The organism is Actinotalea endophytica (assembly GCF_025717005.1).
GTDB lineage: Bacteria > Actinomycetota > Actinomycetes > Actinomycetales > Cellulomonadaceae > Actinotalea.
In genome coordinates, this window is sequence record NZ_JAOVZU010000003.1 from 211,063 (window position 1) to 236,491 (window position 25,429).

A 25,429-nucleotide genomic window follows, 5' to 3' on the forward strand; every position below is an offset into this window, starting at 1 on the left:
CCAATCCGCTCAGGCCCGCCAGGCGTCGGCGGTGCTCGACGGCAACGCCTCGCCGGGCAGTCCCGAGTTCCAGTCGTCCACCGCGACCGCCGGGCCGAGGTTGTGCGACTCGAGGTACCACGTGCCCGGGTGCCGGCCACTCGGCCGGAGCAGCGACCAGTGCGCGTTGTGCAGGCCACCCATGCCGCGCCAGGACGCGTCGAGGCCAAGCAGCCCGGCGATCCCGAGGGTGATCGCAGCGCCGTGCGAGACGGCGACGATCGTCTCGTCGTCGCCGAGCGCCTCGGCGTGCTCGCGGACTGCCGCCGAGACGCGGTCGGCCACCTCCGTGCGGGTCTCCGCCCCGGTTCGCAACGGCTCCTCACGGCCGCGCCAGAGGGCGTAGTCCTCGGGCCACCGCTCGCGGATCTCGGCGAGGGTGCATCCCTCCCAGGCGCCGAAGGACCGCTCACGCAGGCGGGCGTCGACGTGCAGGGCGGCACCGGTCAGGTCGGCGAGGGCCGAGGCGGTCGCGAAGGCTCTGCCGAGGTCGGACGCCACGATCGTCGCCGGGCGGTGGCGCTGGGCGATGTGCTGCGCGCCCTGAGCGGCCTGCCACCGCCCCACGTCGTCCAGGGGGATGTCGATCTGGCCCTGCATCCGGCCCTCGGCGTTGTATGCGGTCCTGCCGTGCCGCCAGAGCACCACCGCCCGAGCCGTCACTCGGGCCCGTCCCCGACGTGCACGTCCTCCGGGAGCGTGACGAGTGGGCAGTCGGCCCACAGCCGCTCGAGCGCGTAGTAGACGCGGTCCTCCGCGTGCTGCACGTGCACCACGACGTCACCGAAGTCGAGCAGCGCCCAGCGGCCCTCGCGCACGCCCTCGCGGCGGATCGCCTTGACGCCGATCGCGTGCAGCGCCTCCTCGACCGCGTCGACGATCGCGACGACCTGACGCTCGTTCGTCCCGGACGCGATCAGGAACACGTCGGTCAGCACCAGGCGTTCGCTCACGTCGAGCGCGATGATCTCCTCGGCCTTGCGCGAGGACGCAGCTCGCGCGGCGGCATGGGCGACCTCCAGCGCGTGGCCGGATGCCGTCATGAGGTGGGTGTCCAGGCGCTCGTCGCGACCGGCCCGGCCCCGGCGACGCTGCCGTCGGTGCCGTCGTCGCCACCACGGTCGACCACCATGGCGATGAGCACGCCGAGCACGAACGCCACGAGTGCGAGCGCGACCCAGTGCAGCCACGAGTACGGCCGCGACGGCGGGAGGTCCTCGTCGGCCTCGTCGTCCATCGGGTCGGGGTCCGCGCCCGCGACGCCGACCGTGCCGTGCGGCGCACCCCCGACGTCGCGGCGCTGACCGTTCCTCGCCGCCGGGACCTCGTCGACCCGGCCCGAGTCGAGCGTGGGCCACTGCGGCACCCCGATCTCCTCGGCCGACTCCGTCTCACCCAGCTCGGTCGAGCCGACATCCGTCCGGGCGCGATCGGTCGCCGCACCGCCACGTCCGAAACCGTTCGCGGGCGCGCCGCGGGACGGGACGTCCCGTGAGGGCGTGTCGACGGGAGGTGCCTGCCGCGAGGGCGTGGCCGCCGGCACCGCTGCGATCGGCTCCGGCGTGATGGTCGCCACGAACCCGGGACCCGCACCGGCACGCGGAGACGCCGCCGGCGCTCGTGCCGCCGACGCGGCAGCCGCCGCGGCACCGGCCGCGAACGCGGTGGTCGCCGTGGCGGCGTTGGCCGGGGTCCGCCGGACCGAAGGCGCCGTCGGGGACGCGCCCGGTGCGCCGGACTCCGACGAGCCTGATCCGGCGCCGTCGTCGGCGGACCCGCCCGGAGTCACGCGGTGACCCCGGTTCGGCCGCCCCTTCTCGGCTGCGATCCGCTCACGCTCGGCCGCGAGCACCCGCTCGCGTTCGGCGCGCTCGCGCATGATCTGGGCGGCCCGCTCCCGGGCGATCCGCGCGCGCTCCTCGTCGGTGGCCGTGCCGTCCGTGCCTGGCTGCGTCCCACCGGCGGCCTCGGAGCTGCCACCCGGCGCGGCCGCGCGCTCGCCCGGACGAGGCTGGCCGGGACGCCCCTGCCCGGTCTGGGCACTCCCGATGCCGGAGCCCTGGCGGGCCACCCGTGCGGCTCGTTCCTGCCGCTCGACCTCGGCCCGCTCTCGCTCGGAGCGCTCCCGCGCGGCGCGCTCCTGCGCGGCACGGACCCGCTCCAGCGCGACCTGCTCGCGCTCGGCCTGGGCCCGCGCGGCCTGGGCCCGGAGGGCCGCGGCGCGCTCCTCGGCGCTCGGCAGCTCGCCGGACGGCGGCGCCTCGACACCCGAGAGCCGCCCGTCGGCGCCGACCCGGCGGACGCCGCCGCTCACCCCCGGCGGGGTGACGGCGCTGCCCGGGATGGCCGGTGTCGCCGTGCGACGATCGCGCCGGGACGGCGAGGCGTCGGCGCGATGGCCGTTGCCCGTCGTCTGCTGAGGTGCGGGAGCCTGCTGACGCGCGGGTGCCTGCTGCACGCCGGGGCGTGCGAGCTCGGCGCTCGGCCTCACCGACACCCGAGGGGTCGGCGTGGTGGGCAGGTGCGGGGTCGGCGGGGGCTGCGACCAGATCAGGCCGCCGGTGCCCTCGGCACGCGACGTCGGCTGCGCCCCGGTGTCCGGCTCGGGCTTCTGACGAAGCTCGCGTCGCGATGCCGGACGACTCACCGGCGCCGGGCTCGCGCTCGGGGGGCCCGGGTTCGGGCGTGCGTCATCCGTCCGCGGACGCGGCCGGACCGCGTCCGTCTCGACTGCGTGGGTGCCCGTGCGGCCGTTCGCCGGCGGCGTGGGCGTGCCGGGGCTCGCGGCTGTCTGCGCCGCGAGGCGCCGCCGCTCCTCCTCACGCCGCCGTCGGCGCTCACCCCAGTCGCTGGGGAACTCCTCAACCATTCTGACCTCGATAAAGACCGTGCTTCGCGATGTACTGGACCACACCGTCGGGCACGAGGTACCAGACCGGTTCCCCGGCGCGCGCACGTCGACGGCAGTCCGTCGACGAGATCGCAAGCGCCGGGATCTCGACCTCGGTCACAGCATCAGGGGGGACGCCGTCGAGCGTCAGAGCGTGACCTGGTCGCGTGACCGCGACGAAGTGGGCCATGGACCACAGGCGCTCGACGTCACGCCACGCAAGGATCTGCGCGACTGCGTCCGCACCGGTGATGAAGTAGATGTCGGCATCCGGGCGCTGCGACCTGAGGTCAGAAAGTGTGTCGATCGTGTAGGTGATCCCTGGACGATCGAGGTCGACGCGGCTCACCGTGAAGCGTGGGTTCGCTGCGGTGGCGATCACCGCCATGAGGTAGCGGTGCTCCGGCTCGGTGACCACCGGGTGGTCCTTCATCGTCGGCCGGCCGGTCGGGACGAACACGACCTCGTCGAGGTCGAGGCGATGGGCGACCTCGCTCGCGGCCACCAGGTGTCCGTGGTGAATGGGGTCGAAGGTGCCCCCCATCACCCCCACCCTGGGTCGTCGCTCGGTCATCCGATTGCGCCTGCCCCGCTCTCGTGGTCGTCGGTGCTTGTGTCCTCAGTGCTTGTTGCCCGCGTTGCGGAACGCGTAGGTCAGGGCGAGCAGACCCAGCAGGATCCCCCCGGCGACCAGGCCGAACCCGACCGGCGACAGGACCGCTGTGCCGGCGGCCTCCGACTCGACGGCGGCGAACAGGGCGATCGTCACATCGACCTCCAGGTCGGGGGGCTCGCCCGCAGATGCGGGCACGACAAGACGAAAGTCTCTCACGACCGGGCCGAGGACGACCGCACCCGACTCGGTCAGTCGGGTGACACGAGACGAACTGGGTCAGGGCCGGACGTGACCGTCGCCCAGCACGTGCCAGACCGTCGTGGTGAGCTCCGCGAGGCCCATCGGACCGCGGGCGTGCATCTTCTGGGTGGAGATGCCGATCTCCGCCCCGAGCCCGAACTGCCCCCCGTCGGTGAACCGCGTCGAGGCGTTCACCGCCACGACGGCGGAGTCGAGCTCGGTCGTGAACCGCTCGGCCGAGGCGAGATCCGCCGTCACGATCGCCTCGGTGTGACCCGAGGACCACCGCAGGATGTGCTCGATCGCGTCGTCCAGGCTGTCCACCACACGCACCGCGAGGTCCAGGGAGAGGTACTCGGTCGCCCAGTCCTCCTCGGTCGCGGGCACCGTCGGCACGCCACCGGCCGCCTCCCGCGCCACGGCGGCAGTGCGGTCGTCGACGTGCAGCGTGACGCCGGCGTCGTGCAGCGCGCGCAGCGCCGCGGGCAGGAAGGCGTCCACCGCGTCGCCGTGCACCAGCAGCGTCTCGGCAGCGTTGCACACGCCGACGCGCTGGGTCTTGGAGTTCAGCACGATCGGCAGGGCCATCGCCGGGTCCGCGCCGGCATCGACGTACACGTGGCAGTTGCCGACGCCGGTCTCGACCACCGGGACGCTGGACTCGCGCACGACCGTCTGGATCAGGTCGGCGCCGCCGCGGGGCACCAGCAGGTCCACCAGGCCCCGGGCGTGCATCAGGGCGACGGCGCCCGGGCGGCCGAAGGCGTCGATCGACTGGACGGCGTCGGCCGGCAGCCCGACCTTCTCCAGCGCGCCGCGGAGCACCTCGACGATCACCGTGTTCGAGTGCAGCGCGGCCGACCCGCCGCGCAGGATCGCCGCGTTGCCGCTCTTGAGCGCGAGCCCGGCGGCGTCCACGGTGACGTTCGGGCGCGCCTCGTAGATCATCCCGACCACGCCCATCGGCACCCGCACCTGCCGCAGGCGGATCCCGTTCGGCAGCGTGGAGCCGCGCACCACCTCTCCCACGGGGTCCGGGAGCCCCGCGAGCTCGCGCAGTGCGTCGGCGATGGCCCCGACCCGTGCCGTGGTCAGCGCGAGCCGGTCCAGCAGACCCGGGGACATCCCGCCCGCACGGCCGGCCTCGAGGTCGAGCGCGTTGGCCGCGACGATCTCGTCCGCCGCGGCGACCAGAGCGTCGGCCATCGTGTGCAGGGCCGCGTCCTTGGTGGCCCGCGTCGCACGGCCGAGCACCCGGCCGGCCACCTTGGCGCGCCGCGCGACGTCGCGCACCGCCTGCTCGACGTCGGTCTTCTGCGGCTCGGCCGTGGTGGTCATGGCCCCAGGGTAGACAGCACGGGCCGAGGGCGGTCCGGACCGTTCACCGACGGTGGTGCCGGACGACGGCCAGGTGATCGCGGTGCACGACCTCCCGGTCGTGGCCGAGCTCGTCGCGCAGCGTCGCCGACGACTTCCCGAGCACTCGCGGCAGCTCCGCCGAGGCGTACCCGACGACGCCACGCGCGACCACCACGCCGTCGACGTCCGTGAGCTCGACCACGTCACCGGCGTCGAAGTCGCCGTCCACCCCCACGATGCCGGCCGCGAGCAGCGACTTCTTGCCGACCGTGATGGCCCGCACCGCCCCGTCGTCCAGGACCACGCGGCCCGCGGCCCGCGCTGCGTGCGCGACCCACAGCCGCCGCGCGTTCTTGCGCGAGCCGGTCGCCGCGAACCAGGTGCCCACCTGCTCGCCGGCGAGCGCGGCGCCGACGTTGGCCGCCGAGGTGAGCAGCACCGGGATGCCCGAACCGGTGGCGATCGACGCGGCGTCGAGCTTGGTGACCATGCCGCCGGTGCCGACGTCGCTCCCGCTCCCGCCGATCTCGACCTCGGCGAGGTCCTCCGGCCCGGTGACCGTCTCGATCCGGCGGGCGCCCTCGTGGTCCGGCGGCGCGTCGTAGAGGGCGTCGACGTCGGACAGCAGCACGAGCGCATCTGCCCTGGTCAGGTGCGAGACCAGCGCGGCGAGCCGGTCGTTGTCGCCGAACCGGATCTCGTGCGTGGCCACGGTGTCGTTCTCGTTGACGATCGGCAGCACGCCGAGGTCGAGCAGACGGTCGAGCGTGCGCAGCGCGTTGCGGTAGTGGGCTCGGCTCACGACGTCCTCGACGGTGAGCAGCACCTGGCCGACCTGCTGCCCGTGGTGCGCGAACGCCTCGGTGTAGTGCGCCATCAGGAGCCCCTGGCCGACGCTCGCGGCCGCCTGCGCGGTGGCGAGGTCCCGCGGGCGGCCGTTCATGCCGAGCGGCCCGAGGCCCGCCGCGATCGCACCGGACGAGACCAGGACCAGCTGCTGGCCGCTCGCCCGGTGCTCGGCGAGCACGTCGGACAGCGCCTCGACCGCGGCGACGTCGAGCCGCCCATCCGCACCGGTGAGCGAGGACGAGCCGACCTTCACCACGACGCGGTGCGCGCCGGCGAGGGTCTCACGAGTCACGCGCCGCATTCTGCCGCGTCACGGCACCGGCGCGCCGAGGCGTCCGTCGCTCGGTCGCCGCCCGGTCCCCGATCGGTCGTCGCCCAGCCCTCGCTCGATCGAGGCTCGATCGAGGCTCGGTCGACGCTCGGTCGACGCTCCAGCCGTGCCGGTCGTCGCCGCGACCGCGGAGCGTGCCAGGCTGACCCCCGTGCGGGTCGTGCTGGCGCCGGACTCCTTCAAGGAGTCGATGACGGCCGCGGAGGCGGTCGCCGCGATGGCCCGTGGGGTAGCTCGGGGCCGGCCGGACGCCACGGTGGTCGCCGCGCCGATGGCCGACGGCGGCGAGGGCACCGCCGCGACCCTGGTCGACGCGCTGGGCGGCCGGATGCTCGAGACCGGGGCGAGGGACGCCCTCGGCCGACCCCGCCTCGCCCGGATCGGCCTGACGCGCACCGGGCTGGCCGTGGTGGAGAGCGCGGAGGCGATCGGCCTCGCTCTGCTCGCGCCGTCCGAACGGGACCCGGTCGCCGCGTCGAGCGTCGGTCTGGCGGACCTGTTGCACGCGGCCTGGCGGGCGGGCGCCGACCGCGTGCTGGTCGGGCTCGGCGGGTCGGCGACGACGGACGCAGGCGTCGGGATGCTCGCCGAGCTCGGTGCGCGGGTGCTGCCCGGCCCGGAGGTCCTGGTCGAGGACTGGTCGGAGCTCGGCGGGCTCGACCTGACCGGCCTGGACGAACGGCTCGGGCGGGTCCGGGTGGCCGTGGACGTCACGAACCCGCTGCTGGGCCCTCGGGGCGCGGCCGCGGTGTTCGCCCCGCAGAAGGGTGCCGACGCCGGTCAGGTGGCGCTGCTCGAGCGCCGGTTGGCCCGCGTCGAGGAGGCTCTGCGCGCCGCGGGGCACGACGTCGCGGGCCGGCCCGGGGCCGGCGCCGCAGGTGGCCTCGGCGCCGCCTTCCTCGCCGCGGGCGCGCCGACCGCTCCGGGCGTGGACCTCGTCGCGGACGCGGTCGGGCTCACCGCGGCGCTGCGGGGGGCCGATCTCGTGCTCACCGGGGAGGGCCGGGTGGACGCGCAGACGCCGCACGGCAAGGTGGTCTCCGGGGTGGCCCGACGGGCCCGCGAGGCGGGTGCCCGGGTGGTCGTCCTGGCCGGCAGTCTCGGGCCGGGCTGGGAGGCCGTCACCTCGCTGGTCGACGACGTGGTCGCGATCGGCCGGCCCGACCGCCCGCTCGCCGAGGCCCTCGCGACCGGGCCGGACGACCTCGCCGATGCCGCGGCGGCCGTCGTGACCGGTTAGGCGGGGCTCTCCCCCGGCTCGCTCCCGTCCGTCACGCCACCTGACGACGGTCCCCAACCACCCCCGCCCGGCGTGACCACCGTCACCACGTCACCGGCACCCAGGTGCGTGGCCACCTTCGGCGGCAGGTCGACCGCACCGGTGCCGTCGTCCACCAGGTTGCGGCCCATCGCGCCGTCCGCTCCCCCCGCGAGCCCGGCCGGGGCGTGTCGACGCCGGTCGGTGAGCAGGTTCAGGTTCGCCTCCTCCAGCACCCGGATCGCCCGGATCACACCGTCGCCGCCGCGGTGCGCACCGGGACCTCCCGAGCCGTCGGCCAGCTCGTAGCGCTCCACCCGCATCGGGTACTCGAGCTCGAGGGCCTCGATCGGCGTGTTCAGCGTGTTCGTCATGCCCACGTGCACACCGGACGGGCCGTCCGCCGAGCTCGAGGCTCCCTGCCCCCCGGCGACGGTCTCGTAGTACGTCCAGCCGCGCCCGCCGATGACCGTGTTGTTCATCGTCCCGGCGCCGCCCGCCGGGACGTCGGCGACCTGCGCGAGCGCGGCGAGGACCGCGTCGGCCACGCGCTGGCTGGTCTCGACGTTCCCCGCCACCACGGCGTGCGGCGGACGCGCGTTGACCAGCGACCCCTCGGGCGCCCGGATCTCCAGCGGCACGTACGTCCCGGCGCAGGCCGGCACGTCGTCGGGCAGGAGGACGCGCAGCGCGAAGAAGCAGGCCGACCTGGTCACCGCGAGCGGGCAGTTGACGTTGCCCTCGACCGCGTCCGACGTGCCGGCGAGGTCGATCGTCGCCGCGTCGCCGTCGATCGTCACGGCCACCCGGATCGGGATGTCGGCGTCGGTCACGCCGTCGCCCTCGAGCTCGGTCTCGGCCCGGTAGACGCCGTCCGGCAGGGCGCGCAGCGCCTCGCGGGTGCGCCGCTCGGCGTACGCCAGGACCTCGTCGAACCCGGCCAGCAACGTCGGCAGGCCGAACCGGTCGACCAGCTGCACGACCCGGCGGGCACCGGTCCGGTTCGCCGCGGCCTGAGCCCGGAAGTCGCCCCGCCGCAGCCGCGGCGTACGGGAGTTGGCGCAGACCAGCTCGAGCACCTCGTCGGTCAGCCTGACCGGCGGGATGACCAGGCCCTCCTGCCACAGGTCGCGTGACGCGGCAGGCATCGATCCCGGGGACATCCCGCCGACGTCGGAGTGGTGCGCGCGGGTCACCGCGTAGGCGACGACCTCACCGTCGACGCCCACGGGCGTCACGAGCGTCACGTCGGGCAGGTGGGTGCCGCCGGTGTACGGGTCGTTGAGGATCCAGGTCTCCCCCGGCCGGGCGCCCCGCTCGCGCACCGCCGCCACGGACTCGGGCATGGCGCCGAGGTGCACCGGGATGTGCTCGGCCTGGGCCACGAGGCGCGCCTGTGCGTCGAAGACCGCTGCCGAGCAGTCCCGTCGCTCCTTGATGTTCGACGAGTACGCCGACCGCACCAGGACGGTCCCCATCTCCTCGGCGATCCCGGCGAGCGCGCTGCGCAGCACCGACAGGGTGATCGGGTCGAGGCTCACGACACCTCCTCCGCTCGGCTCAGCACCAGCGTGCCCACGTCGTCGACGACGCCCCGCCAGCCGGGGCGGACCAGGCAGGTCGCCTCGGGCATCTCCACCACGGCCGGCCCGGTCACGACGCTGCCCGGGCCCATCGCCGTCCGGTCGTGCACCTGGGCGTCGACCTCGCCGACGTCGAGCAGCAGCCGTCGCACCGGCAGCTGGGCGGGGGCGGTCAGGGCGTGCTCCGCACCCCGCAGGTCGGGCACCGCGCCGGCCCGGGTCGCGACGACCCTGACGTTGACGATCTCGATCGGCTCGTCGTCGATCCGGTGGCCGTACCGGCGCTCGTGCGCCTCGCCGAACGCCGCCTCGAGCTCGCCGCGCGTCTCGCCGGGGACCGTCAGCTCGAAGGACTGCCCGGCGTAGCGCAGGTCGGCCTGCCTGCTGAGCGTGGCTCCGGGCAGCGCCGCGAGCGCGACGGCGGCCAGGTCTGCGAACGCCGCCTCGAGCTCGCCGTCCCCGCGCGCGGCGAACGTGCGCACGTGGTCGTGCCGGACGTCGGAGATCGCCAGGCCGAGCGCGGAGAGCACGCCGGCCGCCCGAGGCACCAGGACGGTGCGGCAGCCCAGCTCCTCGGCGAGGGAGCACGCGTGCAGCCCGCCGGCCCCGCCGAACGCGACGAGGGCGAAGTCCCGCGGGTCCAGGCCGCGCTCGACGCTGATCAGGCGCAGCGCACGGACCATCTCGGTGTCGGCGACGCGGACCACCCCGAGCGCGGAGGCGCGGGCATCGAGGCTCAGCCGCGCGCCCACACGGGCGAGCGCCGCCTCGGCGAGATCACGCCGAAGGACCACGTCACCGCCCAGCCGCGCTCCGTCGGGCAGCGCGCCCAGGACGAGGTTCGCGTCGGTCACGGTGGCCTCGACCCCGCCGAGCCCGTAGCACGCCGGCCCCGGGTCGGCGCCCGCCGAGTGCGGACCGACCCGCAGCGCCCCGCCCTCGTCGACCCACGCGACCGAGCCGCCGCCGGCGCTGACGGTGTGCACGTCGACCATCGGCAGACGCAGCGGCACCCCAGCGACCACGGACTCGGTGGTGAGCTGGGCCTCGCCCGCGACCACCGGAGCCACGTCGGTGCTCGTGCCGCCCATGTCGAACGTCAGCACGTCCGGGAAACCCGACAGCCCGGCCACGTGCGAGGCCCCGACGACCCCGCCGGCCGGCCCGGACAGCACGAATCGTGCGGGATGGCGGGCGGCGACCGACACGTCCAGCACGCCGCCGGAGGACTGCATCACGGCTGGTTCGGGCAGCCCGGCGCGCGACGCGCGGCCCTCGAGGTGCTCGAGGTAGTCGGCCATCCGTGGGCGCAGGTACGCGTCGGCCACCGTGGTCGAGGTCCGCTCGTACTCCCGGAACTCGGGCAGGACCTCGTGGGACATCGAGACCGGGATGCCGAGCCGGGCCCGCAGGGCCGCGCCGACCGCCTGCTCGTGCTCGGGGTGCAGGAAGCCGAAGAGCAGGCACACCGCCACCGCGTCGACCTTCGCCGCGGCGATCGCGTCGACCACCGCGTCGAGCCCGGTGAGGTCGAGCGGTGTGACGACCCCGTCCGGCCCCATCCGCTCGCGCACCACGAACCGCAGCTCGCGCGGCACGAGCGGGGCAGGACGCGCCCGGGTCAGGTCGTACAACGCGACGCGGTCCTGCCTGCCGATCTCGATCAGGTCCCGGAAGCCCTCGGTCGTGACCAGCGCGGTGCGGCCGCCGCGCCGTTCGAGCAGGGCGTTCGTCGCGACCGTGGTGCCGTGCGCGAAGGCCAGGACGTCGGCGGGATCGGCGCCGAGTGCCGCCCACCCCGACAGGACCCCTTCGGACTGGTCCCGCGGGGTCGAGGGCACCTTGGCGATCCGCACGGTGCCGTCCGCGGCGACCGCGACCACGTCGGTGAAGGTGCCCCCGACGTCGACGCCGAGGCGCAGCCCGTCGGGTCCCCCGGCTGCGCTCACCGGACCTCCCGCACCGTGATCACCGGGCCATGCTAGGCGGCGCGGACCGGCTCAGTCCTCGCCGGCGGGGTCCGACCAGTGGCCCTGCTCACGCTCGGTCCACAGCTCGGCGCGGGCCTCGGCCTTCGCGTCCATCCGATCGTGGTGCTCGCGCCGCTTGTCGGCGCGGCTCGGCCGGTGGTGGTCCTCCAGGCGCAGGTCCGTGCCCCGCGCGCCGAGCAGCTCGGGCCCGGTCATCAGGGTCGGCTCCCAGTCGAACACCACCGCGGAGTCGCCGTCGCCGATGACCACCTCGGCACCCGGCGTGGCACCTGCGGTGAACAGCTCCTCCTCGACACCGAGCCGCGCGAGCCGGTCGGCGAGGTAGCCCACGGCCTCGTCGTTGCTGAAGTCGGTCTGGCGGACCCAGCGCTCGGGCTTGCGGCCACGCACCTGGAACCACACGTGGCCGGCGTCCTCGCGACGGCTCACCGTGAACGTCTGCTCGTCGACCGCAGCAGGGCGCAGCACGATCCGCTCGGGCGGCGGCGGCGCGGCGGCGCGGGCCTTGGAGACCAGCTCGGCCAACGCGAACGTCAAGGGACGCAACCCCTCGTGGCTCGCGGTGGAGATCTCGAACACCCGGTAGCCGCGGGCCTCGAGATCGGGCCGCACGAGCTCGGCGAGCTCGCGCGCCTCGGGCACGTCGATCTTGTTCAGCACGACCACGGCGGGGCGCTCGGTGAGCGGCGTCTCGCCGCCGGAGACGAGGTCCTCGGAGTAGGCCGCGAGCTCGGCCAGCAGCACGTCGAGATCGGTCACCGGGTCACGGTTGGGCTCGAGCGTCGCGCAGTCCAGCACGTGCACGATCACCGCGCACCGCTCGATGTGACGGAGGAACTCCAGGCCGAGCCCCTTGCCCTCGCTCGCACCGGGGATCAGGCCGGGGACGTCCGCGACCGTGTAGCGAGCCTCGCCCGCCTGGACCACGCCGAGGTGCGGGACCAGGGTGGTGAAGGGGTAGTCGGCGACCTTGGGCCGCGCCGCGGAGATCGCCGAGACCAGGCTCGACTTGCCGGCGCTCGGGAACCCGACGAGCGCGACGTCGGCGATCGACTTCAGCTCGAGGACGACGTCGGCCTCCTCGCCGGGCTCGCCGAGCAGCGCGAAGCCCGGGGCCTTGCGCTTGGTCGAGGCGAGCGCCGCGTTCCCGAGCCCACCGCGACCGCCGGCCGCGACCACGAACCGGGTACCGATGCCGACGAGGTCCGCGACCACCTCCCCGTCGGGCGTCTTGACGACGGTGCCGTCGGGGACGCCGATCTCGAGGTCGCCACCGTTGGCACCCTGCCGGTCGTCGCCCATCCCCGCGGTGCCCGACACGGCACGACGGTGCGGCGCATGGTGCAGATCGAGCAGCGTGGTGACCTGCGGGTCCACGACGAGGACGACGTCGCCGCCGTGCCCGCCGTTGCCGCCGTCCGGGCCGGCGAGCGGCTTGAACTTCTCGCGGCGGATCGAGGCGCAGCCGTGCCCGCCGTCACCGCCGTGCGCGTGCAGCACGACGCGGTCGACGAAGCTGGCCATCAGATCCTCCGGAGGTGGTGGGTGGGACGCGGGCGGGCGGCGGAGCCGCTGCCGGCGGGTCGAGCCCGGAAATGCCGAAGGGGCGCACCGCACGGTGCGCCCCTTCGCAGCATGTCGGTCAGCCGGCCGCCACGACGTCGACGACCTTGCGGCCCCGCCGCACGCCGAACTGGACGGCGCCGGCCTCCAGGGCGAACAGCGTGTCGTCGCTACCGCGGCCGACGTTGACGCCCGGGTGGAAGTGGGTGCCGCGCTGGCGGACGATGATCTCGCCGGCGTTGACCTGCTGGCCGCCGAAGCGCTTGACGCCCAGGCGCTGGGCGTTCGAGTCCCGCCCGTTGCGCGAGGAGCTCGCGCCCTTCTTGTGAGCCATCGCTTACTCCCTGATCACTGCTGGTGGATGTCTGGTGCGGCCGAGGCCGCGCTGGTCACTTGATGCCGGTGACCTTGAGGCGGGTCAGCTTCTGACGGTGACCCTGACGCTTGCGGTAGCCGGTCTTGTTCTTGTACCGGAGGATGGTGATCTTCGGGCCCTTCTCGTCACGCACGACCTCGGCGGTCACAGTGACCTTCGCGAGGGCGTCGGCGTCGGACGTGACGGTCGAGCCGTCGACGAGGAGCAGAGCGGGCAGCTGGACGGTCTCGCCGGCCTCGGCCTGCATCCGGTCCACGACGACGATGTCGCCCACGGAGACCTTCTCCTGGCGGCCACCGGCCTTGACGATCGCGTACACCACGTTGTTGCTCTCTCTCGTTCGGGACGTCTCCAGCCCGCTCGTTGCTCGGGGGCCATGGACACGTGAGAACGGCGCGCTCGCACGGCGCACCGACGTTCTAGGGTACGGAGCCAGACGCGGCGGGTCAAACGCGGAGGTCCACGCGGTGTGCCGCGTGACCGGCCGCCCGCCGGCCCGGTCTCAGCCCTCGCTCGGCTCGGGCACCTCCTCGGCCTCCCCTGCCTCGCTCGGGGTCGCCTCGTCGGCGAGAGCCGGATCGGGGTCGACCGCGTCGAGCTCGATCTCGACGACCTCGACGACCTCGACGACCTCGGTCTCGACGTCGACGGCCGGCTCGACCACGTCCAGGGTCTCGGCGTCCAGACCGGCCGCCTCCAGCGCCTCGACGTCGAGCGGCTCGGCGTCCGCACCGGGCTCGTGATCGTGCTCGTGCGCGTGCGCCGCCGCTGCCGCGATGGTCGCGAGGGTCGCCTTGACCGCCTCGCGCGCCTCGGGGAGCACGGGCACGGCCGGGCTGGGCGCTGCCGGCTGCCGCTTGCCGCGACGAGACCGCTTGGGCTCGGCGCCGGCGTCCGGCTGCTCGCCACCGCGCCCGTCGACGGGCTCGGAGCGGATCAGGTACCCGCGGCCCGAGCAGTGCTGGCAGGTCTCGCTGAAGGCCTCCACGAGGCCCTGGCCGACCCGCTTGCGGGTCATCTGCACCAGGCCGAGCGAGGTGACCTCGGCGACCTGGTGCTTGGTGCGGTCCCGGCCGAGGCACTCGACCAGCCGTCGCAGCACCAGGTCACGGTTCGACTCCAGGACCATGTCGATGAAGTCGATGACGATGATCCCGCCGATGTCGCGCAGCCGGAGCTGGCGGACGATCTCCTCGGCGGCCTCGAGGTTGTTGCGGGTGACCGTCTCCTCGAGCGTGCCACCGGTGCCGGTGAACTTGCCCGTGTTGACGTCGATCACGGTCATCGCCTCGGTGCGGTCGATCACCAGCGACCCGCCGGAGGGCAGCCAGACCTTCCGGTCCATCGCCTTCGAGAGCTGCTCGTCGATGCGGTGCTCGGCGAAGGCGTCGCCGTCGGCGGTCCACCGGCTGACCCGGTCGGCCAGGTCCGGCGCCATCGCGTCGACGTACTCCCGGATCAGGCGCCAGACCCCGTCGCCCTGGACCACGAGCGAGCTGAAGTCGTCGTTGAAGATGTCCCGGACCACCCGGATCGCGAGGTCCGGCTCGCCCTGCAGGAGCGCCGGGGCCGAGGCCGTGGCCTGCTTCTTCTCGATCGCGGCCCACTGGTCCTGGAGCCGCTTCACGTCTCGGCGCAGCTCGTCCTCGGAGGCACCTTCCGCGGCGGTCCGCACGATCACACCGGCGCCGTCCGGGACGATCTCGCGGAGCAGCTTCTTCAGCCGGGCACGCTCGTTCTCGGGCAGCTTGCGCGAGATCCCGGTCATGCCGCCGGCCGGGACGTACACGAGGTAGCGGCCGGCGAGCGTGACCTGCGAGGTCAGCCGCGCGCCCTTGTGGCCGATCGGGTCCTTGGTGACCTGCACCAGCACGCTGTCACCGGACTTGAGGGCCTGCTCGATCCGGCGCGGCTGCCCCTCGAGGCCCGCCGCGTCCCAGTTGACCTCACCCGCGTACAGCACCGCGTTGCGGCCCTTGCCGATGTCGACGAAGGCCGCCTCCATGCTCGGCAGCACGTTCTGCACGCGACCGAGGTAGACGTTGCCGATCATCGTCGGCGAGCTGTGGCCGTCACCGGCCCTCGACACGAAGTGCTCGACCAGGACCCCGTCCTCGAGGACGGCGATCTGCACCCGGCCACCGGCCTCGCGGACGATCATGGTCCGCTCGACCGACTCGCGGCGCGCGAGGAACTCCGCCTCGGTGATGACCGCCCGACGCCGACCCGCGTCACGACCCTCCCGGCGACGCTGGCGCTTGGCCTCCAGACGGGTCGAGCCCTTGAGCGCCGTGACCTCGTCCGAGCGCCGCTCCGGCTCACCTCGGCCGGAGGACCGACGCCGACGCCGACGCCGACGGCTGCCGTCCTTCGACTCCTCGCCCTGCTCGTCGTCGGACTCGGGCTGGTCGTCGTCGCCTGCCTCGCCCGACTCGTCGGCCGGCTCCGACCCGCCCTGGTCGTCCTGGTCGGCGGCACCCGAGCGGCGTCGACCGCGACCACCGCGCCGGCGGCGCCGACGGCGGCTGCCCTCGCGACCGTCCTCGGTCTGCTCCTCGTCGCCCTGGCCCTCGGTGCCCTCGGTCTCGATCTCGTCGTCCGCCTGGGTCTCGGGCGCGTCGCCCTCGGCCGCCTCGTCGTCCGGTTCGCCACTCGTCGGCGCACCCGCGGGGGCCTGTGCACGGCGCGAGCGGGTCGGCTCGGGCGCCTGGAACAGGAGCGCTGTCGCCGAGCGGGCACCGAGCTCCGCGAGCACGTCGAGCTCGGTGGCGTCCCCGGAGCCCGCCTCGTCGGTCGCCGCCTTGGAACGGCTGCGCTTGCGCCGCGGCGCAGGGGTCTCGGGTGCCGCCTCGGGCTCGGGCTCGCCGCCCTGCTCCGCATCACCGGCCGCCTCCGGCTCGGGAGCCGGCGCCTCCTTCTTCTTCCTGCTCTTGGTCGTCCTGGTGGACTTGGCGCCCTTCTTCGCGGGCTTCGCCGCCTCCGCTTCGGGCTCGGCCTCGGCGGGCTCCGCCGCGGCCGGCTCCTCGGGCGCGACGGGCGCCTCCTCCGCCGCGGCGGACGGCTTGCGCCGGCGACGCGAGCGGGGCGCCGGCTCCTCGGCGGCGACAGCGTCTGCCGCGGGTTCCTCGACAGCCGGTTCCTCTGCGGGTTCCTCGACAGCGGGGACCTCGTCGGCGGTCGGCTCCTCCTCGGCGGCGGAGTCCGCCTCGACCTGGGCGTCCGACTCCTCGCCCTGCAGCTGATCGGCGGCCTGCGCCTCGACCGGAGAGCCGTCAGCGCTCGCGTCGGCCGCGGCCGACGGCTCGTCGACCGGCTCGCTCGGGACGGCGTCCTGAGGTGGCGTCACCGGCGCAGGGCTGCCGGCCGGTGCGGTCGCGCGACGGCGACGTCGGGTAGGAGTGGGGGTGGTCTCAACGGTCTCGTCGCTCACGACGTGCTCCAGGCCCGGTGCCGTCCACACTCGCCGGCGCCGGGCGGTCCGGTCGTCGCCTGCACCTGGGGTGCCGCGACGGAAGTCGTCTGTGCCTACCGGTCGGAGGTCCGTGTCGGTACCGGCCGGCGCCTGCCGTCCCAGCTACGGGAGGCGGCGCACGGCGGGTCGCGAACCCGGCCCGGCGGGAAGTCCTCGATCCAGCCTCCGGTGTGGCAGAAGCTGTGACCGCCGTCAGTATCGCACAGCGACCCCGTCCCTCCCAGCGGACGCGCAGGTTCCGCGGATCGGACGCGAGTGCAGCCCGACACGCCGGGGCCAGATGATCGATCATCACCGAAGCGCGCGCATGCTTGCGCAGGGAAATGACGCGGCGTCAGGAAAGAGGGACGAAAGTCCTAACCGGCCGCCAGCGCCTCTTCCCTACGGTCGTCCCGACGGCCCCGTCGTCGTTCCATCCGCGCGCCCCACCGAGGAGACACCGTGGACGCACTTGACCTGGCCCGATGGCAGTTCGGCATCACCACGGTCTACCACTTCATCTTCGTCCCCCTGACGATCGGGCTGTCCCCGCTCGTCGCCCTCATGCAGACGTTCTGGTACCGCACGGGCAACCAGCGCTGGCTCCGGCTGACGAAGTTCTTCGGCAAGCTCCTGCTGATCAACTTCGCGATCGGCGTCGCGACCGGCATCGTCCAGGAGTTCCAGTTCGGCATGAACTGGTCGGAGTACAGCCGGTTCGTGGGCGACATCTTCGGCGCGCCGCTCGCGATGGAGGCGCTCGCCGCGTTCTTCATCGAGTCCACGTTCCTCGGCCTGTGGATCTTCGGCTGGGACAAGCTGCCGAAGAAGCTGCACCTCGCGATGATCTGGCTGGTCGCGTTCGGGACGAACCTGTCCGCGTACTTCATCCTCGCGGCCAACTCGTGGATGCAGCACCCGACCGGCGCCATCTACAACCCGGAGACCGGCCGCGCCGAGATGGTGTCCATCGGCGACGTGCTGTTCAACCCGACGGCCCTGGCCACCTTCCCGCACGTGATCATGACCTCGCTGATCACCGCGGGCACCTTCATCGCCGGCATCGCCGCGTGGTGGATGGTGAAGGACGCCAAGGAACGTCCCGACCGGGCCAAGGACATCTGGCGCCCCGCACTCGTGTTCGCGACGATCGTCCTGGTCATCGCGGGCATCGGGATCGGTGCGACCGGTGACTGGCAGGCCAAGATGATGTTCGACCAGCAGCCGATGAAGATGGCCGCTGCCGAGGCGCTCACCGAGGACTCCCCCAACGGGGCCGACTTCTCGCTGCTGGCGATCGGCGACCTGAACAACGACCCCGACTCGGTCCGGCACCTGCTCGCGATCCCCGGCCTGACGTCGTTCCTCGCCAAGGGCGACTTCTCGGCCCCGCTGGACGGCATCAACACACTGCAGCAGACCTACACCGACAACTACGTGACCAACCCGGACCTGCCCGAGGGCACCGCACTGCCCGAAGGCCAGGACTTCGTGCCGAACCTGGCGGTCACCTACTGGTCGTTCCGGCTGATGATCGGCTTCGCGGTGTTCTCCGCGCTGCTGGCCCTCGCGTCCCTCTGGTACACCCGACGCGGCCAGATCGTCGACAAGCCGTGGTTCGGCAAGCTCGGCCTCCTGGCGCTGCCCATGCCGTTCCTCGCAGCCTCGTTCGGCTGGATCTTCACCGAGATGGGGCGCCAGCCGTGGATCGTGGCGCCGAACCCGAACCCGGCCGGCGTGGACGGCGTCTGGCTCGCCACCGTGATGGGCGTCTCGCAGGTCGTCAGCCCGACGTCGGTGATCATCTCGCTCGTCTCGTTCACGCTGCTGTACGCGGTCTGCGCGGTGATCTGGTTCAAGCTGCTCTACCGCTACGTGCTCAACGGCGTGGCTGACACCGAGCCGGACGTCTCCCCCGATGCCAACCCGGACTCCGACGCCTCGCGTCCGATGTCCTTCGCCTACTGAGAGCTGGAGTCATCGTGGAACTCTCGACCGTCTGGTTCCTGCTCATCGCGGTCCTGTGGACCGGCTACCTCGTCCTCGAGGGCTTCGACTTCGGCGTCGGCATGCTCCTGCCCGTGCTCGGGCGCAACGACAAGGAGCGCCGGGTGATGATCAACACAATCGGCCCGGTCTGGGACGGCAACGAGGTGTGGCTGCTCACCGCGGGCGGCGCCACCTTCGCGGCGTTCCCCGAGTGGTACGCGACCCTGTTCTCCGGCTTCTACCTCGCACTGCTGCTGATCCTGCTCGCGCTGATCGCCCGGATCGTCGCCTTCGAGTGGCGCGGGAAGATCAACGACGACCGGTGGCGCGCCTGGTTCGACCGAGGCCTGGTCATCGGCTCCTGGGTGCCGTCGGTGCTCTGGGGGGTCGCGTTCGGCAACATCGTGCGCGGTGTGGCCCTCGACGAGGGCTTCCAGTACGTCGGGTCCTTCTTCGACCTGCTGAACCCGTTCGCCCTGGTCGGCGGCGCCGTCACGACGCTGATCTTCCTCACCCACGGTGCGATCTACCTCACGATGAAGACCGACGGTGAGATCCGGCAGCGCGCCGGCGCCCTCGCCGAGAAGCTCGCACTGGCGACGCTCGTGGTCGCCGGTGCCTGGGCCGTCTGGCTCCAGCTCGCCTACTCCGTGGGCTGGACGTGGGTCGCCACCGGGATCGCCGCGGTCGCCCTGATCGGCGTCGCGCTGTTCACCCGGCAGCGCAAGGAGGGCTTCGCGTTCATCGCCTCCGCGGTCGCGATCGTGTTCGCCGTGGTGCTGATCTTCGGCTCGCTCTATCCCGACGTCCTGCCGGACATCAACGGCGTCAACTCGCTCACGGTCCACAACGCGTCGTCCACGGACTACACGCTCACCGTGATGACCTGGGTGGCTGTGCTGCTGACCCCGGTCGTGCTCGCGTACCAGGCCTGGACGTACTGGGTGTTCCGCAAGCGGATCACCGTCGAGCAGATCCCGGAGCACACCGGCCTGCCCTACGCGAAGGTGTGAGGCCGCTCGACCCGCGCCTCCTGCGCAGGGCCCAGTCAGCCCGCCGGTACGTCCTGCTCACCGCAGGGCTCGGCGGGCTGACGGCCGCCGTGGTGGTCGCGCAAGCCGTGCTGCTCGCGAGGGCGCTGTCCCCCGTGGTGCTGCGGACGGCGGACTGGCCGGACGTCGCCCCGACCGTCGGCTGGCTCGCCGTGGTCGTCGTCGCCCGCGCGGCGCTGGTCCTGGCCCAGGAGCGCTTCGCGCACCGCTCGGCCACCCGCGCCGTCGCCGAGCTGCGCGAGCAGGTCGTCGCCCACGCCGTCGCCCTCGGGCCGCGCTGGCTCGCCGCGAACCCCGGCGTCACCACGCTCGCCACCCGGGGCCTCGACGCCCTCGAGCCCTACTTCGTGCGGTACCTGCCCCAGCTGCTGCTCGCGGTCACGGTGACACCGGCAACGCTCGCCGTGGTGCTCACCCAGGACCTCATCGCCGCCGTGACGATCGCCGTCACCCTGCCGCTCATCCCGGTCTTCATGGTGCTGATCGGCCGGATGACCCAGGGGTACGCCGACGCCCGCCTCACCGCGATGACCAGGCTCGGCCACCAGGTGCTGGACCTGCTCGCCGGTCTGCCGACGCTGCGCGCCCTCGGCCGGGAGCGGGGGCCCGAGCGCCGGGTCGCCGAGCTCGGCGACGCGCACCGCAAGGCCACCATGGGAACCCTGCGCGTCGCGTTCCTGTCCGGGATGACCCTCGAGCTGCTGACCACGCTCTCGGTCGCGCTGGTCGCCGTCGGCGTGGGGTTCCGGCTCGTGTTCGGCGACCTCGACCTGGTCACCGGGCTCACCGTGCTGGTGCTCGCTCCCGAGGTGTACCTGCCGCTGCGCCAGGTCGGCGCGCACTTCCACGCCTCGGCCGACGGGGTCGCCGCCGCGGAACGCGCGTTCGAGGTGCTCGAGGCCGCCGCCCCCGAGCGCGGGAACGTCCCGGCGCCAGACCTGACCGGCACCACCGTCCGGCTGCGTGGCGTCACGGTCGCCGCACCGGACCGAGCGCACCTCGCCCCCGCGGACCTCGACCTCGACCTGGCGCCGGGCGAGGTCGTCGCGCTCGCGGGTCCGAACGGCGCGGGCAAGTCCACCGCCGTCGCGGTGCTGCTCGGGCTGCTCTCCCCCGACCGGGGCGAGGTCACGCTGCAGGGCGACGGATCCGCACGGGCGTCCGTGCCGGTGTCCGAGGTCGACCCGTCGGGGTGGTGGTCCCAGATCTCGTGGGTGCCGCAACGACCCGTGATCGAGCCGGGTACGGTCCGCGACGCGGTCGGTCGGGGTGCGGCCGTCGACGACGCGCAGCTGACCCAGGCCGCCGCGCTCACCGGCCTCGACGCCGTCGTGGCCGCGCTGCCGGACGGCTGGCGCACCCGGGTCGGGCAGGGCGGCGTCGGCCTGTCGCTCGGTCAGCGCCAGCGCCTGGCCCTGACCCGCGCGCTGCTCGAACCCGCGCCGCTGGTCGTCCTGGACGAGCCGACCGCGCACCTGGACGCCGACGGCGAGCAGGTCGTGCTCGACACCGTCGCGCGCCTGCGCGACGAGGGGCGCACCGTGCTCCTCGTGGCGCACCGGGCGTCGCTGCTGCGACTCGCCGACCGCACCGTCGTGGTGCACTCCGCGCCGGTGGAGGTCCGATGAGGACCGACCCGCTGTGGCGGGCCGTCCGCCTGCTCGACGTCGACCCGAAGCGCGTGCTCGGAGCCGTGCTGGCCGGTGCCGGCGGCCTCGGCAGCGCGATCGCGCTCGCCGCGATCTCGGCCTGGCTCATCGCGCGGGCCGCCCAGATGCCCCCGGTGCCCGCGCTGTCCATCGCGGCCGTCGCGGTCCGGCTGTTCGGCATCTCGCGTGGCGTCCTGCGCTACGTCGAGCGTCTGGTCTCCCACGACGTCGCGCTGCGCGGCATGGCCAACCTCCGGGTCCGGCTCTACGAACGGCTCGCGTCGGGCTCCCCGGCGGGGATGCTCGCGCTCCGCCGGGGCGACCTCCTCGCCCGGGTCGGCGCCGACGTGGACGCCGTGGGCGACGTCGTGGTGCGCGGCCTGCTCCCGATGGCCGTCGCCGGTGTCGTCGGACTGGGCAGCGCGATCGCCATGGGCGTGTTCCTGCCGACGGCCGGCGTCGCGCTGGCGGCGTGCCTGCTGCTCGCCGGTGTCGTCGCGCCCTGGTGGGCCTACCGGACGGCTCGGGCGACCGAGCGCGAGTCCGCCGCAGCTCGGTCCGACCTCGCCGCGACGACCCAGACCCTGCTCGACGGCGCGGGCGAGCTCACCGTCGCCGGCCGTGTCGCGCCGGCCCTGGACGAGCTTCGGGCCGCTGACGCACGGCTCGCCCGGGCCGTGGACCGGGGTGCCGGCCCGGCCGCCGTGGCGGCCGCGCTCGGGCCGCTCGCAACCGGGATCGCGATGCTCGCCGCGCTCGTGCTCGGCATCCCGGCGGTCACCGCAGGAGGCCTCGACCCGGTCGAGCTCGCGGTGGTCGTCCTCACGCCGCTCGCGGTGTTCGAGGCGACGTCGGTGCTGCCCGGCGCCGCCGTGTCGCTGCTGCGCTCGCGCGAGGCGGCCCGCCGGGTCGTGGACCTGCTGGACAGCTCGGTCCAGGCTCCCGCGGCGACCCCGGCAGCGCCGGCCTCCGGTGACGCCACGGCCGATGTCCCCGCCGGCGTGGCCGTGCTCCGCGCCGAGGACCTCGCCTGCGGCTGGCCCGACGGACCGGTGCTCGTCCGGGGCCTCGACCTCGAGCTCGTCCCGGGCCGGTCGACCGCGATCGTCGGGCCGAGCGGCCTCGGCAAGACGACCCTGCTGCTGACGCTCGCCGGCCTGCTCGAGGCGCGCGCAGGGCACGTGCTGGTCGACGGCCGACCGGTCCACGTGCTGGACCGAGCGGCAGCGGCCTCGCGCGTGGCCCTGACCACCGAGGACGCCCACGTCTTCGACACCACGGTGCTGGAGAACCTGCGCGTCGCACGCGGAGACGTCACACCGGACGAGGCCACGGCCGTGCTCCGAGCGGTCGGGCTCGACGGATGGCTCGACGGTCTGCCCGACGGGCTCGACACCGTGCTCGGGTCGGACGCCGCGAGGGTCTCCGGTGGTGAGCGCCGCCGCCTGCTCGTCGCGCGGACCCTGCTCGCGGCCGCACCGGTGCTCCTGCTCGACGAGCCCACCGAGCACGTGGACGCCGGCGGCCGCGCTCTGCTCGCCGGGCTCCTGGACGGCACGCTCGCCCCGGGACGGGCCGTCGTCGTCGTCACACACCGCCTCGGTGGCCTCGACGCCGCCGACGAGGTGATCCTGCTCGATGCCACGGGTACCGTCAGGGCACGAGGCCACCACCACGCCCTGCTGCACGGCGAGCACGCCGAGCCGGCCTACGCAGCGGCGTGGCGGGCCGAGCAGCAGGCCGAGCAGACGGAAGGGGAATGAGCCGGTGAGCACCCAGGTCGCCCACGGCGACGGCCACCGCGGACGCGAGGAGTCCCTGGCAGCTGCGGACCTGCTGCAGGCTGCCCTCGGGCTCGCCTCCGACCTCGACCTGCCGACCGTGCTGCACCGCTTCGTCACCGCGAGCGCCGAGCTCACCGGGGCGCGGTTCGGTGCGATCAACGTGCTCGACGCGCGCGGGCGGTCCACGACGTTCGTGCACACCGGTGTCGACGAGCGCCTCGCCGCGCTGCTCGGCCGGGCACCGCACGCCACGGGTGTCCTGGGCGCGATCCCCCCGCACGGCACGCTGCGCCTCGAGGACCTCCTGCAGCACCCGCAGTTCAAGGGCTTTCCCCCGCACCACCCGAAGATGGGCTCGTTCCTGGGGACCGCCGTGCGCGTGCGCAACCGGGTCTACGGCTACCTGTACCTCGCGGACAAGACCGGTGGGTTCACCGACGAGGACGACGAGGTCGTCCTCACCCTCGCGGCGGCCGCCGCCGTGGCCATCCAGAACGCCCAGATGTACGCCGAGTCCGAGCGACGCGAGCACTGGCTGCGAGCCGGCCAGCAGATCACCACGATGCTGCTCTCCGGGGCCGAGCAGGAGGAGGTGCTGCAGCAGATCGCGGCGTCCTCGCGGGAGGTCGCCGGCGCGGACACCGCCGCCCTCGTCCTTCCCGGTGTCGGCGACCAGTGGCTGATGGAGATCGTCGACGGCGTCGGCTCGGACGAGCTGATCGGCACGGTCATGCCCCCCGACGGCCGGGCCCAGACGGTGCTGCGGGACGGCAACGGCCTCGTGGTCGACTCGCTGTCCCGGGCCCGCGCCATGCGCGTGGAGTCGATGCGCCAGTTCGGGCCCGCCCTCTACGCGCCGATGCAGGCCCGCGGTCAGGGCGTCGGCGTGCTGATCCTGCTGCGCCGGGTCGGCTCGGCGCCGTTCGGACCGAGCGACCTCGCGACGGCCGAGACGTATGCGGCCCAGGCCGCGCTCGCCCTGGTGCTCGCCGAGGCCCGCCACGCCCAGGACGTCGCCGCGCTGCTCGACGAGCGCGAGCGGATCGCCCGGGACCTGCACGACCTCGCGATCCAGCAGCTGTTCGCGACCGGCATGCAGCTGGAGACGGTGCGCCGCCGGGCGGCGCGCGGCGTCGACCCGTCCGAGCTCACCGGGATCGTCGAGGACGCACTCGACAACGTCGACTCGACGGTCCGCCAGATCCGTTCGATCGTGCACGCGCTGCGCGACCCGGACGCCTCGGCCCCGCTTGCCGAACGGCTGCGTCGAGAGTCGAGCCTCGCCCGGACCGGCCTCGGCTTCGCGCCGTCGCTCGTCATCACGGTCGACGGCCGGGTGCTCGACTCCGCGGAGTCGCTCGACGGCGACGCCGGGGCACTGGACGACCGGGTCGGCGAGGACATGGCCGACGACGTCGTGGCGGTCGTGCGCGAAGGTCTGGCCAACGCCGCGCGGCACGCGCAGGCGACCGCCGTGACCGTGCGGGTCGACCTCGCGGGCGACGGGCCCGCCGGGACCATCACGATCGAGGTCGAGGACGACGGCGCCGGTCTGCCGCCGGAGCGCGACCGGCGCTCGGGCACGGACAACCTCGCCGCGCGGGCGCGGCGGCACGGCGGGACGTTCACGCTCGGCACCACGATCGAGGGGCGCGGCACGCTGCTCACCTGGACGGCGTCCCTGCACACCAGGTCCTGAGCGGTCAGGACGCGGTCAGTCGATCCGGGGGTGCGTCACTCCCCCGGCTCGCTGCGCCACGAGCTGTGCTTGTGGCCGGCCACCCAGGCCGCGACCTGGGTGCGCCGCTGCAGACCCATCTTGGACAGCAGCGACGTGATGTGGTTCTTGACGGTCTTCTCCGCGACGCCGAGCCGCTCGGCGATCTCACGGTTGGACATGCCCTCCCCGATCAGGTCGAGCACCTTGCGCTCGGACGGGGTCAGGTCGGCGGTCGGGTCGTCGTGGTCCGCCCGGCGGCGGGTGACGGTCCGCTCGTCCAGGAGCGTGCGACCCGCGGCCACCTGCCGGATGACCTCGGCGATCTCCGTGCCCCGGACCGACTTGAGGATGTAGGCCGCCGCGCCCGCCTGCAGCGCCGCGGCCAGCGCGTCGTCGTCGTCGAACGACGTCAGCACGATCGCGCGGGTGTCGGGCAGCGACTCGCGCAGCGCGATCATCAGATCGATGCCGGTGCCGTCCGGGAGCTGCAGGTCGACGAGCATGACCTGTGGTCGGACGAGGGTCGCACGGCGCACGCCTTCGGCCACCGTGCCGGCCTCTGCGACGACGCCCATGCCGTCGGAGCGGTCGATCACCTCCGCGATGCCCCGTCGCACGACCTCGTGGTCGTCGACGATCATCACGGCGATCTCGCTGGAACGGCCCGGTGCGGGCGGCACATTAGTCAC

General features: G+C 74.0%; 20 protein-coding genes. 6 read left to right on the top strand and 14 right to left on the bottom strand.

All coding sequences use genetic code 11. The annotated features are described in order from the left end of the window. Positions 1 to 9 precede the first annotated feature (9 nt). From OEB99_RS06535 to proB, 7 genes are all read right to left on the bottom strand, one after another. Complete coding sequence (locus OEB99_RS06535) at positions 10 to 702, bottom strand: histidine phosphatase family protein (protein WP_263509141.1); 693 nt, start codon at positions 700 to 702, stop codon at positions 10 to 12. Then, entirely contained in the window at positions 699 to 1,082 is a 384-nt protein-coding gene (gene rsfS, locus OEB99_RS06540; protein WP_263509142.1) for a ribosome silencing factor, read from the bottom strand. The genes OEB99_RS06535 and rsfS overlap by 4 nt, the downstream gene beginning before the upstream one ends. Further along, positions 1,079 to 2,686 carry a hypothetical protein gene (locus OEB99_RS06545; protein WP_263509144.1) on the bottom strand — a complete coding sequence of 536 codons (1,608 nt, stop codon included), beginning with the start codon at positions 2,684 to 2,686 and terminating at the stop codon, positions 1,079 to 1,081. The genes rsfS and OEB99_RS06545 overlap by 4 nt, the downstream gene beginning before the upstream one ends. A 214-nt stretch (positions 2,687 to 2,900) precedes the next feature. Next, positions 2,901 to 3,503, bottom strand: coding sequence for a nicotinate-nucleotide adenylyltransferase (gene nadD / locus OEB99_RS06550; protein WP_263509146.1), 603 nt, complete (start codon positions 3,501 to 3,503; stop codon positions 2,901 to 2,903). A gap of 45 nt (positions 3,504 to 3,548) precedes the next feature. Next, positions 3,549 to 3,740 (bottom strand): hypothetical protein, encoded by a 192-nt coding sequence (locus tag OEB99_RS06555; RefSeq protein WP_263509147.1) that lies wholly within the window; start codon positions 3,738 to 3,740, stop codon positions 3,549 to 3,551. Positions 3,741 to 3,821: 81 nt separating this feature from the next. Beyond that, positions 3,822 to 5,123, bottom strand: coding sequence for a glutamate-5-semialdehyde dehydrogenase (locus OEB99_RS06560; RefSeq protein WP_411910665.1), 1,302 nt, complete (start codon positions 5,121 to 5,123; stop codon positions 3,822 to 3,824). Positions 5,124 to 5,166: 43 nt separating this feature from the next. Next, positions 5,167 to 6,294 (bottom strand): glutamate 5-kinase, encoded by a 1,128-nt coding sequence (proB, locus tag OEB99_RS06565; protein WP_263509148.1) that lies wholly within the window; start codon positions 6,292 to 6,294, stop codon positions 5,167 to 5,169. A gap of 136 nt (positions 6,295 to 6,430) precedes the next feature. On the opposite strand from proB, the gene OEB99_RS06570 reads away from it, so the two are divergent. Continuing rightward, a complete protein-coding gene (locus tag OEB99_RS06570) occupies positions 6,431 to 7,564 on the top strand; it encodes a glycerate kinase (RefSeq protein WP_263509149.1) in 1,134 nt (377 codons plus the stop codon). On the opposite strand, the gene OEB99_RS06575 is transcribed toward OEB99_RS06570, so the two are convergent. The 6 genes from OEB99_RS06575 to OEB99_RS06600 all read right to left on the bottom strand — a co-directional run bounded on the left by OEB99_RS06575 (position 7,561) and on the right by OEB99_RS06600 (position 16,441). Continuing rightward, the gene (locus OEB99_RS06575) at positions 7,561 to 9,123 is read right to left on the bottom strand and encodes a hydantoinase B/oxoprolinase family protein (protein ID WP_263509150.1); all 1,563 of its coding nucleotides are present in this window, start codon (positions 9,121 to 9,123) and stop codon (positions 7,561 to 7,563) included. The genes OEB99_RS06570 and OEB99_RS06575 overlap by 4 nt on opposite strands. Continuing rightward, the gene (locus OEB99_RS06580; RefSeq protein WP_263509151.1) at positions 9,120 to 11,114 is read right to left on the bottom strand and encodes a hydantoinase/oxoprolinase family protein; all 1,995 of its coding nucleotides are present in this window, start codon (positions 11,112 to 11,114) and stop codon (positions 9,120 to 9,122) included. The genes OEB99_RS06575 and OEB99_RS06580 overlap by 4 nt, the downstream gene beginning before the upstream one ends. A gap of 51 nt (positions 11,115 to 11,165) precedes the next feature. Continuing rightward, positions 11,166 to 12,680, bottom strand: a complete 1,515-nt coding sequence (gene obgE / locus OEB99_RS06585) for a GTPase ObgE (protein ID WP_263509153.1) — start codon at positions 12,678 to 12,680, stop codon at positions 11,166 to 11,168. 118 nt (positions 12,681 to 12,798) lie between these two features. Next, positions 12,799 to 13,053, bottom strand: coding sequence for a 50S ribosomal protein L27 (gene rpmA, locus OEB99_RS06590; protein WP_263509154.1), 255 nt, complete (start codon positions 13,051 to 13,053; stop codon positions 12,799 to 12,801). Between the two features lie 55 nt (positions 13,054 to 13,108). Then, positions 13,109 to 13,417 carry a 50S ribosomal protein L21 gene (rplU, locus tag OEB99_RS06595; protein ID WP_263509155.1) on the bottom strand — a complete coding sequence of 103 codons (309 nt, stop codon included), beginning with the start codon at positions 13,415 to 13,417 and terminating at the stop codon, positions 13,109 to 13,111. Between the two features lie 180 nt (positions 13,418 to 13,597). Continuing rightward, positions 13,598 to 16,441 (bottom strand): Rne/Rng family ribonuclease, encoded by a 2,844-nt coding sequence (locus OEB99_RS06600; RefSeq protein WP_263509156.1) that lies wholly within the window; start codon positions 16,439 to 16,441, stop codon positions 13,598 to 13,600. Between the two features lie 567 nt (positions 16,442 to 17,008). Between OEB99_RS06600 and OEB99_RS06605 the strand changes: the two genes are divergently transcribed. Genes OEB99_RS06605 through OEB99_RS06625 form a run of 5 tightly spaced genes read left to right on the top strand, consistent with a single transcriptional unit; the run spans position 17,009 to position 24,719 of the window. After that, positions 17,009 to 18,514: a cytochrome ubiquinol oxidase subunit I gene (locus OEB99_RS06605; protein WP_263509157.1), complete on the top strand. Its 1,506-nt coding sequence runs from the start codon at positions 17,009 to 17,011 to the stop codon at positions 18,512 to 18,514. 14 nt (positions 18,515 to 18,528) lie between these two features. Then, positions 18,529 to 19,548, top strand: a complete 1,020-nt coding sequence (gene cydB, locus OEB99_RS06610; protein WP_263509158.1) for a cytochrome d ubiquinol oxidase subunit II — start codon at positions 18,529 to 18,531, stop codon at positions 19,546 to 19,548. Then, positions 19,545 to 21,215: a thiol reductant ABC exporter subunit CydD gene (gene cydD / locus OEB99_RS06615; RefSeq protein WP_263509159.1), complete on the top strand. Its 1,671-nt coding sequence runs from the start codon at positions 19,545 to 19,547 to the stop codon at positions 21,213 to 21,215. The genes cydB and cydD overlap by 4 nt, the downstream gene beginning before the upstream one ends. Further along, positions 21,212 to 22,999 carry a thiol reductant ABC exporter subunit CydC gene (gene cydC / locus OEB99_RS06620; protein ID WP_263509160.1) on the top strand — a complete coding sequence of 596 codons (1,788 nt, stop codon included), beginning with the start codon at positions 21,212 to 21,214 and terminating at the stop codon, positions 22,997 to 22,999. The genes cydD and cydC overlap by 4 nt, the downstream gene beginning before the upstream one ends. A gap of 4 nt (positions 23,000 to 23,003) precedes the next feature. Further along, a complete protein-coding gene (locus OEB99_RS06625) occupies positions 23,004 to 24,719 on the top strand; it encodes a sensor histidine kinase (protein WP_263509161.1) in 1,716 nt (571 codons plus the stop codon). A gap of 35 nt (positions 24,720 to 24,754) precedes the next feature. Here the strand turns inward: OEB99_RS06625 and OEB99_RS06630 are convergent, their stop codons facing one another. Then, positions 24,755 to 25,381 (bottom strand): response regulator, encoded by a 627-nt coding sequence (locus OEB99_RS06630; protein WP_263509437.1) that lies wholly within the window; start codon positions 25,379 to 25,381, stop codon positions 24,755 to 24,757. Positions 25,382 to 25,429: the final 48 nt, after the last annotated feature.